This is a genomic window from Chloroflexota bacterium, from assembly GCA_016219275.1.
Lineage (GTDB): Bacteria > Chloroflexota > Anaerolineae > UBA4142 > UBA4142 > JACRBM01.
This window is the reverse complement of record JACRBM010000034.1, coordinates 1-11,348: the sequence shown is the minus strand read 5'-3', so window position 1 is coordinate 11,348 and position 11,348 is coordinate 1. Positions and strand designations below refer to the sequence as shown.

At 56.1% G+C, this 11,348-nt stretch carries 10 protein-coding genes; all 10 read right to left on the bottom strand.

Annotated elements, in window-relative coordinates; translation table 11 throughout:
• Positions 1-477: 477 nt before the first annotated feature.
• Positions 478-1,662 carry a cysteine desulfurase gene (locus HY868_07490; protein MBI5301964.1) on the bottom strand — a complete coding sequence of 395 codons (1,185 nt, stop codon included), beginning with the start codon at positions 1,660-1,662 and terminating at the stop codon, positions 478-480.
• Positions 1,663-1,730: 68 nt separating this feature from the next.
• Positions 1,731-2,192 carry a hypothetical protein gene (locus HY868_07485; GenBank protein ID MBI5301963.1) on the bottom strand — a complete coding sequence of 154 codons (462 nt, stop codon included), beginning with the start codon at positions 2,190-2,192 and terminating at the stop codon, positions 1,731-1,733.
• On the bottom strand, positions 2,189-2,836 hold the full coding sequence (locus HY868_07480) for a methyltransferase domain-containing protein (protein MBI5301962.1): 648 nt from the start codon (positions 2,834-2,836) through the stop codon (positions 2,189-2,191). Before HY868_07480 ends, HY868_07485 begins: the two co-directional genes overlap by 4 nt.
• A gap of 78 nt (positions 2,837-2,914) precedes the next feature.
• A complete protein-coding gene (locus tag HY868_07475; protein ID MBI5301961.1) occupies positions 2,915-4,108 on the bottom strand; it encodes a tetratricopeptide repeat protein in 1,194 nt (397 codons plus the stop codon).
• A gap of 94 nt (positions 4,109-4,202) precedes the next feature.
• Entirely contained in the window at positions 4,203-6,188 is a 1,986-nt protein-coding gene (locus tag HY868_07470) for a glycosyltransferase family 39 protein (GenBank protein MBI5301960.1), read from the bottom strand.
• Positions 6,189-6,193: 5 nt separating this feature from the next.
• On the bottom strand, positions 6,194-6,610 hold the full coding sequence (locus tag HY868_07465; GenBank protein MBI5301959.1) for a retroviral-like aspartic protease family protein: 417 nt from the start codon (positions 6,608-6,610) through the stop codon (positions 6,194-6,196).
• Between the two features lie 2 nt (positions 6,611-6,612).
• Complete coding sequence (locus HY868_07460; protein MBI5301958.1) at positions 6,613-6,978, bottom strand: hypothetical protein; 366 nt, start codon at positions 6,976-6,978, stop codon at positions 6,613-6,615.
• 194 nt (positions 6,979-7,172) lie between these two features.
• Positions 7,173-8,201 carry an SUMF1/EgtB/PvdO family nonheme iron enzyme gene (locus HY868_07455; protein ID MBI5301957.1) on the bottom strand — a complete coding sequence of 343 codons (1,029 nt, stop codon included), beginning with the start codon at positions 8,199-8,201 and terminating at the stop codon, positions 7,173-7,175.
• A complete protein-coding gene (locus HY868_07450) occupies positions 8,198-9,922 on the bottom strand; it encodes a cellulase family glycosylhydrolase (protein ID MBI5301956.1) in 1,725 nt (574 codons plus the stop codon). Before HY868_07450 ends, HY868_07455 begins: the two co-directional genes overlap by 4 nt.
• A gap of 228 nt (positions 9,923-10,150) precedes the next feature.
• Entirely contained in the window at positions 10,151-11,005 is an 855-nt protein-coding gene (locus HY868_07445; protein ID MBI5301955.1) for a CPBP family intramembrane metalloprotease, read from the bottom strand.
• Positions 11,006-11,348 lie beyond the last annotated feature (343 nt).

Genomic DNA, 11,348 nt, shown 5'->3' with positions numbered 1-11,348 from the left:
TTTGATTCACACCACAACATCATCACTCACCAAGGTTACACATCACCGCCACGACTGTCCGGCATGCGCTGGCGGTATCTGCGACATTTGTGTCAGGGCGTTGCTGGCGGTAATGTGTCAGCCATGCGCTGACGGTCAGCAGGTAATCAAGCGCGGGTAATCTGTTCCCGTATCCACCTGCCAAATCGTTCGAACAATCAGCGCACGACCACTGGGTGTTTGCAACGCAGCTCGAATTTCGTAGCGCGTTCCATACTCAGACTGACGAACAGAATCCGCATCAGTTCCCAAATGACACAAACGAATATCGCTTTCAAGTTGACGCCAATTCACTGGGTTGTAACCAAACTCGATCAGCAAGCGCGCTTTGGTCCCGCCGCGTTTGTGTTTAGCGTTTAAAATGTAATCGAAAAGTTTGTCTGGAGCAATGACCGCGTGTTCGCGGTTGGGGAGTTTCATCTTTTGCCTTTTGACTTGTCACTTGCCGCGCAACTTGCCCACCACATCCGCCACCACATCTACCGCGCGCGCGACATCTTCATCCGTATTGTCGCGTCCCAGCGTCAAACGCAACGCGCCGCGCGCGGCATCCGCCGCGTACCCCATCGCCGCGAGGACGTGCGACGGTTCGAGCGCGCCGGCTGTGCACGCACTGCCGGTCGAAGCCGCGATGCCGGCAAGATCGAGACCCAGCACCATTTCGTCGCCAATCACGCCGGGAATGACGAAACTCGCGTGACCCGGCAAACGATTCCTGGGATCGCCGGTCAGTTCTGCGCCGGCGACGCGTTCCAGAATTCCTTCAACCAATTTCTCGCGCAGTGCCATCAAGCACGCGTTTTCATTCTCGCGTTCACCTTGAGCAATTCTCAACGCGGTCGCCATGCCGACAAGGTACGGAATGTTTTCGGTTCCCGCGCGACGACTGCGCTCGTGGCTGCCGCCGGTTTGCGTTGGCAAGAGCGGCGTGCCCGCGCGCACGTACAACGCGCCGACGCCTTTCGGTCCGTGAAATTTGTGCGCGCCGAGCGACATTAAATCCACACCCAGTTTGTTCACATCAAGGTCGAGATAACCGCCCGCCTGCACCGCGTCGGTGTGAAAAACGATTTTCTTTTCACGTGCAATTTTAGAAATCTCGGCGAGCGGTTCAATCGTGCCGACCTCGTTGTTCGCGTACATCACGCTGATCAAGATCGTGTTCGGCTTGATCGCGCGCGCGATGTCGTCCGGGTTCACGACGCCTTGCCGATTGACCGGTACGCGTGTGACCTCGCACCCGAATTCTTTTTCGAGTTGCGCCGCCGTGTTCAAAATCGCGTGGTGCTCGATCGGCGTTGTGATGACGTGCGCTTGCGCGCCTTTCGCGCGCAACGCGAATGCGACGCCGCGCAACGCGAGATTATCCGCTTCGGAGCCGCCCGACGTGAAAACGATCTCGTTCGGATGCGCGTGCAGAATCTCGGCAATCGTCCGGCGCGATTCATCGAGCGCGCCCAGCGCGGCTTGCCCCCAACGATGCAGACTCGACGCATTGCCGAACTTCTCGGTGAAATAGGGAAGCATCGCTTCGACAACGCGCGGATCAACCGGCGTCGTTGCAGAGTGATCGAGATAAATTGGGTGTGGGTTATTGGTAATTGGTAATTGGTTATTTGTCATTTGTTCACTCGCCATTTGCTCAACGTGACAAGATTCTAGCACAGCGGCAAACCGCTGTCAAAAGGATTTCACGGTTTGAATAACGCCTTCAACGCCGGCACAAAAATCAACGCGCCCACACCAACAAAGACCATGCCAAACAATACAACCATGAACGTGCCTTCGCGGAATGCCAGCACCGCCACGACCGCGCCGACGACGATGAACACGCCGCTAAACGCGACGCGCGCAACTTGCGGTGAGCGAAACGATTCGAGAAACGCTTCCGGGAAAAACACAACACTGAAAATTGCCGCGACAAACACCACCATCTCGACTGCGACCAGGTACGGCATTCCCGCATCCATGAACGTGGATGCGCCAATCACCATCGGCAAGCCACCCGCCGCCGCACCCCACACAAGTCGCGGGAATTCGCTCCACGATCCACCGCGACGCACTTGGCGCAAGTACAACCCGACCACAACGCCGCCGACAAGATGAAAGATGCAAATGAAACCAAGGAAGATCAACGCGGATTGTAAACTCATTTGTCCCTCCTTTTATGCGCGGTCACGACGAGCACCGCGCTCGCCTCATCTTGAACCGTTTCCAGTTGTGGCTCGAATCCGACCTGCTTGAGCACATCGAGCACCGCGTTCACGGACGACGGCGCGCTGACCGCGTTGAGCGCGGCATCGAGCGCGCGATCCCAGGCATCGCGCGGCAATAAGCGTCCGCCGTCTACCCAGATCAAGCGTCCATCGTCGTCGAGCACGCGGTACATTTCCGCGAGCGCGACCGGATCGTACGCAAAGCCCGGCGGAAACGTCATCACGAGCGAATCGAACGACGCGCGCGCGAACGGCAACGCTTCGGCGCGCGCGCGAATCAATCGCGATGGTAAACGCACGCGATTTAACTTGCCGCGCGTGATGCGGAGCATCGCGGGCGAGAGGTCTACACCGATGGGCGAATATCCCGCCGCGAGCAGATCGAGCGTCAAGTTGCCGGCGCCGCACGGCAATTCGAGGACGCGCGCGCCGGCGATGCGCGGAATCGCCGCGCGCGTCCAATCGCGCCAATGCCCGCGCGATACGAGCGCGCTGACGACATCGTACGTGAATGCAAACGGATTGTAGAACAACTGAAACGCAAATCGAAGGAACGCGCGCCACGCGCGGTGAAAAATCATCGTTGATAAATGACCATTGAAAAATGACGGGTGAAAAACAAGCGACGCATTAACTCAACACGCGACACGCGTCGTAAGTCACTTGCGACGCGGAGTCGGAGTAGGTTCGCAGTGCTGTTCGTACCACGACAGCGCGCCTTGCACGGCTTGGTCTTGCGAATTGATACTCAATGCCTTGTCAACCCACTGCTTGCCCTTGCCGCAATCCTTAAGGTTGACGTACGCAATGCCGAGTTTGTAATAATACTCCAATCGCGAACCTCCGAGCGCAATCGCTTTTTCGAGCGTCGTCACCGTGCTTTGCCAATCCTGTTGCAAGAAATAAACGTGACCCAGGTGACCTTGGGGCACTTCGTAATTCGGATCCACTTCGATGGCTTTTTTCAACTGCGCGATCGCGCGCGCCTGATCGCCGGAGAGCGAGTAAGTCCAACCCAGTTCGTCGTACACCGTCGGGTCTTTGGGCGCGATTTTCAACGCTTGTTGCAACGTCGCAATCGAATCCTTGAAATTGTTGACGATGCGATAGTTGCGCGCGAGACTAATGTAGAGATAGCCGAGTTTGGGACGCAGTTGAATCGCGCGTTGATACGCGGGGATCGCATCGCGATAACGTCCGCGTGCCTCCTGCGCGTAACCCAGGTTGCGATGCGCGTCCGCGTTGTTGTCGTCCAATTGCACCGCTTTTTGCGCGGCAGGCAACGCGCGGTCGGGACGATTCAGGTCGGCGTACACTTCGGCGACAACCGCCCACCCGGTCGAATAGTTCGGATTCAACTCGGTCGCGCGCAACGCAAAGTCGAGCGCCTCGACAAAGTTGCCTTGCCAATCGAGCGCCTCCGCGAGCGCGGTCAAGTTTTCGGCGCGCTGTTCATTGATCTGCACGGCGCGCCGCGCGGCTTGGACCGCTTCGTCGGTGCGGCGCGTCAACAACAACGGCTTGACGAGTTTCGCGTACACCGCATCGTTGAGCGGCTCTAGCCCAATCACCGCTTGATACTCGACAATCGCCTGGTCCAATTGTCCATCGAAAAACAACGCATCTGCGCGTTGCAGACGCGTCACCGCCGCTTCGGTCGGCGTGGGCGAGGGCGTGGGACTGGGTTGCAACGATTCCGGCAGAGGCACATACTCGGCGACGTAGACGCCGCGCGACGCGAGCAACAACACAACTAGATACGCGCCGACGATGAAGATGAACAATGAGAGCAGACAACCTTGCCACCACGGTGCGCCGCGTTTTTTCGGACCGATGTAAAGATCAACCGGCATAGAACTCACTCCCCAGTTCCTTCATTTCCTTTGTTTCCCTTTTTCAAAATGGAAAAGAGGGAAATGAAGGAAATCAGGGAACTGATGGAAAAACCTACTGCACTTTCACCGTACCCAAGATCAAATGATCGGCGTCGCCGACGCGCAACCGCGCGCCATTGTCCGCGCGATACATTCCAATCTCGACGCGATACTCGCCGGGAGGCATCCCAGGTTCGAGCCAGATGCCGATGTTGTCCGCGATGTTTTCGCCCGCGCGCCAGGTCGTCGTGAGACGCAGGTTGTTGACTGGTTCCGCATCGCGTTGCGCGGCGACCTTGTTGTTTGCATCGAGCAGATGCGCGAACACCTTATAGCGCGCGGTTGGCGTTCGATGCGCGCGCCAGTTCAACGTGAGCGTCAGCACATCGCCAATGTGCGCGACGCGTTGATCGAGTTGGTAACTCGTCAGCACGATCTCGTCGCCGAATTGCGCGTTCACCGATTGCGCCGCCGCACGCGGATTCGGCGCGCTGCCGTACAGCGCGAGCCGAATGTTGCCGCGCCATTCATCGCGCGCTTCGAACGCGCGTTCCGCGAGTCGCGCGCCGATGATGTTTTGTGGGTCGCTCTGCTCGGTCGCGTAGTAAATCGCGAACACGCGTCGCGATTTCGCCAGCATTTCGTCCACATCCGCGCGCGTCGCGGCGGTATCGGGCGGTCGCATACGCGGCAAGAGGTACAGTTGCTGGTCGCCGCGATGATAATAGCGCACGACATCAATCTGACCGGGCGCGTCAATCAAAATGCCGTCGCCCGCGCGCGCGTGCGCGTCAACCTCTTGCACGACCGCGCGATAATCGTCGCGGGCGATGCGCGGATCGCCAAAGTATGTTTGCAGCGACGTGAGCGGACCGGCGACGGCGAGCGCGGCAATCACAAACGCGACCCAGCGCAGTAGACTACGACTCGGCACGTGGCGTTGATGCAAAAACACACCCGGGTAAATCAGCGACAAGCCGCGCGCGGCGAGAATGTAGAACGCCGGGGTCGCGAGCAATAAGAATTTTGGATTGTACGCTGGGCGTGACAGCGAGACGATGTACATTACCGCGACCGGCACGAGCGTCCACAAGATTAGTGAGACCGTAACCCAGTTAACCACCGCGGAATGCGTTCTCCGCCAACCGACGAGAAACAGAATCCCGAACGCAAGCGCAATCCCACCCGATGTCGCCGCGTCCTGGGTCGTGCCGACGCTAAATACGCTCAACACGCGCCAGAGCAAGGTCGGCAAATCGAGCGGCTCGCTGATTGAGGGCCACGTGGCAAGTTGCCCGCCGGCGAGCAAATACCAGGGCAGGAAGAATGCGCCGATGAAAAATTGAGCGATGAGCCAAGTGCGAATAGCGAATAGCGAATGGCGAATTGTAAATTGCGAATTGCGAAATGCGAAAACCCACCAAATGGCAAACGCGAGATTTTGCGCGATGACGACGAACGCGCCGACGTACTGAGTGTAGAGCATGGCTGTTGTCGCGACAATGTAGAGAATCCAGATTCGTAATTCGTAATTCAAAATTCGTAATTCAAAATTCGCAATTCGCAATTCGGGTTTTGAATTTTGAATTACGAATTTAGAATTCAGAATCTTGAGCATTGCGTAGACCGACACTGCCGCCCACAGCATCACCCACACATACATCCGCGTTTCTTGCGAATAGTACACTTGAAACGGCGAGAACGCGGACAAATACGCGGCGATGATCGCGACCTCAACATCGAAAAAGGAATACGCGATGCGAAATACGAGTGCGACGGTCACAACTCCAGCAATGACCGATAGAAAGCGTACTGCGTATTCTGTATTTCCTACAAACGGCATCCAAAAGTGCAACAGGAAATAGTACAACGGCGGATGAATGTCGCGCGCCGCGCCGGCAATGATCGCGTCCAGGGAGAGCGCGGACAAGGCAACACTCGTCCCCTCGTCGTTCCACAAACTCTGCGCGTCAAGCCGGTACGCGCGCAACGCCAACGCGACGAGAAGCGCGACGTAAAGCCAGAATTGATTTTTGTGTTTCAAAAAAAGGGCAAGCATCAAATTTACTGTCGCCGGTGACGCAAACGATTTACCATTGTATCGTCCAACACATCGGTTTGTTGCGCCGGACCGTCGAGGAACAACGCGAGTTTATTGAGCACGTTGCGACCCAGGATGATTTCGTCTGATTCGGGATCGCCTGCGACAACGACGCTCGGCAAATTCACTTCACCGATTTGAATATCGAGCAAATACATTGTGACTGGGTGAACATCGCCCCACTGCGTTTCGAGATGCGCCGGGTTGAGGGGTGATGCTCTGAGACGACGCGCGATATCCTCCGGCACGATCGTTGCGTCCGCGCCAGTATCCACAATCGCCTCGAAGGTTTCCGGTAGACGACCCGCGTTGCCATATCCAAAAGATGCTTGGAGAATCGGAATCGCGGGCGTGTATCGTGCGTTGTAATGAACACGCATGGCTAACCTCCGCGTCGCCGCGCGCCCAGCACCTTGAACGTTTGAATCGGTTCGGCTGTCACTGGCGCGATCAAGATGGGTTCGTCGCCGTACTGGGCGCGAATGCGCCCGTGCAGGATCACTAGATTGGCATCGTGATCGAGCACAACACCATCCCGCATCGCAATATACTGACCATTGTATTGCGCGAACAATTCCGTGTGTCGCGCGCGGAAATGGTCGGCTTCTTCGTTGATCTTGCGCCGCTTGGCTTGCCACAACTGGTCTTCCAGCCAATCGTTTGCTAGCGCCTCAACGCTAGTGTGCAAACGCTCTGCCTCGTTCTTCAATTGGTTTGCTAGATTGTCACGCAATGGGACACTTAACATAGTTGCATCCTTTCTAAATGACCGACGAAAAGCCAGAATTGATTTTTGTGTTTGAGGAATGTGTTAATCACGATTGTTTATGAGACGCGAATGAACGCGGATGAACGCGGATTTTGTTTTGTCCGTTCAATCCGTTCTTGTCCGTTGTCACCCCCCACAGAATTCAGAAATCAGAAATTCAGGATGTTGAGAAACTACTGGGCGCAACGAAAACCAACCAGGAAACTACCGGAATCAGGCAAGTAGATGTAGCGAACGGCGGCGCGCACACTGAACTGATTGTAATACCACGACCCGCCACGCAAAACGCGCTGCTGTCCTGCATCGGGTCCCTTGGGATTGTTACGCGGCGCGTTGGAATAATAATTTGGATCGTACCAATCCGCGACCCATTCCCACACATTGCCCGCCAGATTCAGCGCGCCGTATGGACTCGCCCCATTTGGATAACTGTCCACCGCCGTTGTGTCGCCCTTGCCTCCCTCCGATGAGTTGAGCAGATTTTTGTCGAACGTATTGCCCCACGGATAAATCCGCCGGTCTCCGGCGCTTGCCGCAGGACCACGCGCCGCTTTTTCCCATTCGGCTTCAGTCGGCAAACGTCTGCCCGCCCACGCGCAGTACGCGCTGGCGGCGCTCCACGAAACGTAAATCACCGGAAAGTTATCGTAGCGCGCATCGCCATAGTATGATTCGCGCGTGTACGAGTTTCTTTCGGATGGCGCAGAACATTTTCCCGCGTCCACACACTTTTTGTAAAGCGCGTTGGTCACTTCATGCTTGTCCATCCAAAACGCGTCGAGGTAAACGGGGTGCGGTGGTTTTTCGTCGCCGTTGTCATTGCCGCCCATTGTGAATTCACCCGCCGGCACATACACCATCGTCGCGCCATCAATCGGTGCAAGTTGGGTTGACCCGATCCCAGGTGTGGGCGTCGCAGATGGACGCGGCGTCTCGGTTGGTCTAGGTGCCAAGGTCGCGGTCGGACGCGGTGTCTCGGTTGGTTCGGGTGTGAAGGTCGCAGTCGGACGCAACGTATTCGTTGGCGCGAGAGTTGAAACAGCCGTCGGCATCGCCGCACTCGCTGAAAAACTCGGTGTCGGGGTTGCCCTGGGATCAAAGGGCCACCATCCGGTTTGGTTTGCAAACGCGAGATAAGCAAGAACTACACCTATAATCCCGGCAATTTCAGTTGCCGTTGTCAAAAGAGATTTTTGATTCATCTTCTACCTCGGAGAAATGCGAACATGCCAACTATCGCACCGCACAACAATGCAATCATCGCAACTCTTTTAATTGCCCACGCCCACCCACGCTGAATCACAAAACCGTTGATCGCGACCGGCGCGCGTGTTACCGTAATCGTCACGCGATGCGCGCCGTCATCCAAGTCACGCGCGAGCGCGATGCGCCCGCCCACACCTGGGTCGGTGCGCCACAGTTCAATCTCGCGCGCGGGCGCATCATCCACCTGCACACGCACCGCGCCGCTGTACGGATTTTGCGTCACAACCAAATCCAGATCAGTCCCGCGAAAAACAAAACTAATCTCATCATCCTGTTTCCCAGTTCCCTTATTTCCCTCATTTCCCTGTTTCCCTATCCTATATTCCCCAAAGTACGCGCGCTCATCGCGCACCGTCTCCCAGTCACCGCGCCAATCCATCGCCCAGTGACTCGTCGAGCGAAAACCCATCGGCACGTACCGCGCGGTCGGGATGTACTCGCGCATCGAGTTGTACACCGGGCGCGTAGTGAAATCCGGATCCACCATCCGGAAATAATAGAACGATTGGCTCTTTTCGCGTTCGTCCGCGCGCTTCCAGAACCAGTACATCAGCGTGCCCATCCAGGGCCATTCGTTTTTCGCGCGCTCGTATCCCTTGGGCGCGTAGAGCGCCTGCCGCGCTTCGCTCACGCGACCGAACGGCGCGTCCTTGAAATCAGCCGGTTGCGCGTTCCAGCCGGTCTCCATCACCCAGATGGGCGTGTTCGCATCGCCGTTCTTGACCATGATCTCGCGCACCATGATCGGTCGCGAAAAATTGATTTGATCGTACCCAATGCGCCGGTCGCCGGGACCCGACCACAAGCCGTAATCCTGCACCGCGAGAATATCGAAATAGCCGCGCGCACCGGCGTCGTACATCTCTTGCAGAAAAACGAGTTCGCTCATATTGCGCCCGCTCTCGTCCACCGTTTGCGCGAGACCGGCGCAAATGACAACCGCGCTCGGATCGGTCGTTTTGACTCTTGTGTAACCGATTTTCAACAGCCGCGTGAAATCGCGCGCGTTGACCTCTTGCTCGCCCCATTCCGGATAAATGTTCGGCTCGTTCCACAGTTGATAGAAACGAATTTTGCCGCGATAGCGCGCGACGACCGCCGCGACGAAATCGCCATAATCGTCGTAATTGTCCGGCGGCGCAAAATCGCCGCGCGCGCGACCGTCCTTGCGCGTCCACGCCGGCGGATGATCGAGCCGCGCGATCACCTCGATGCCGTACTCGTGCGCGAGGTCAACGATGCGATCGTACTTTTCCCAGGTCACTTTTTTGTACAGCACATCGTAGAACTGACCCTTGAGCGGCTTTTCGATATCTTCCCACGGAAACTCTTGGCGAATCCACTTGAACCCGGCATCGCGAATCATCTGCAACGATTGGCGCAGCTTGGTTTCTTCCACTTCTTGTTCGAGGAACGTGTTGATGCCGAACGGATTCACGTCCGCGTATTTCATCGGTGCGAACGGCGCGGTATCGGGCGCGGGTTGCGTGAGCGAGACCGCGAGATAGCCAAGCGCCTTGAGTTGATATTCGATTTCTTCTTCGCCAGTCCAGTCGGCGAGCGTTTGGTTAATTGAATCACGCGCGAGGAAAACAACGAGGACGAGGGTGAGCGCGGCGCCGATCGCGATTGAAAAGAATCGTTTCACGACAATCATTTTACCACAAGACGCGGGGCGGCGAAACTTGCCAACGAATGGACTCGTCCAATCGAAAACACGCGGCAGGTTTAAACCGTGCCGCGTGTCAAAATGAGCTTGTCTACTTTAATACCTTCGCCAATTATTTCTTCACCCGCGAATCTCGCGAATCTTCGTTAATTTTGTTTTTTATTCGCGTGATTCGCGTGATTCGTGGATCAATTTATGATTTTGGCGAAGGTATTGCTACTGTCTAGGGTTTTTCCTGCGCAATGGCTGAAACACTCGCTTTATATTTTGCTTTCGCCGCTCCACCACGGCGACGACCGCAACCATCGCCCACAAGCTCGCCGCAAAGAGGATCTGCCACACCAAGTTCTGGCTAAACGAGGTTGTGGCGGGACTGAGCGTCGCCAGCCAGCCGGTGTAACTGGCGTGCATGAGTTGCGCCACGAGCAGACTCTGGGTCTTGGTGTAAACCCAGGTCATCAACATGCGGTACGCGGGCAAGCACAATAGCCAATAAACGGTGAACCACAACAACCATCCTGTGCTTCCCATCCCGGTGATATTGCCGGAGAAATCGGCAAGCATGTGCCAGAGCGCCCACGCCACACCCAGGATGAACCCAGCTTTTAGCGCGTTGTGTCTCTTCAACAACCGCGGCGCCGCGAATCCCGTCCAACCAATTTCTTCAAAGCCACCCGCCAACAGCCCGATCACCAAGCCGAAGATTTGGAAACCAGGCGCAAACGCTGGCGCGACGACGATGCTCAACACTGCCAAGATCACCAAGATGAGCACGGGAATTGTCAACAGTGCGATTGCCCACCACCGAACACTCACTCGCCAGTGTGTCTCGCGCGTCCACAATGCGCGCAGTCCTGTGCGTCCATCGAGCAGCGCGTTCAAAACGAGACTGCTCGTGCTGGGTCCCGCAATCATCCAAAAGAAAATGACGAGCGCATCTTGCATTTGGATCGCGTCAAATCGAAATCCTTTTGAGGCAAGGAAGCCCAGGACGCTGCCCCAGGTGATGCCGTAAGCAAGAACGAAATAACTCGCGAGTTGATGGCGTTGAATAAAAAGTTTGATGTTCATAATCCGTCTCGCTGTGATCTGGGATTCGTTTTTTCGGCGATGGCGTCTTGTTCGTCTACATATCCACGCTGCGAGAATACAACTATTATTCGCAAGCGTCAACTCGTTGATATATATTTCAATGGCAGTCGTCAGCACGATGAACATCAGCCGCATTACCAATGCAAAAAAACTGGCAGAAACGAAAGCCCGCTTCTAGAGCAGATTCCTAACTCGGACAAGCCGAAACCAAACAAATTATTGGACGCGGATGAACGCGGATGAACGCGGATATTTTTCTTATCCGCGAAAATCCGCGTGAATCCGCGTCCCAAAATTCTTTGCTTTTTGTACAACGATTTCA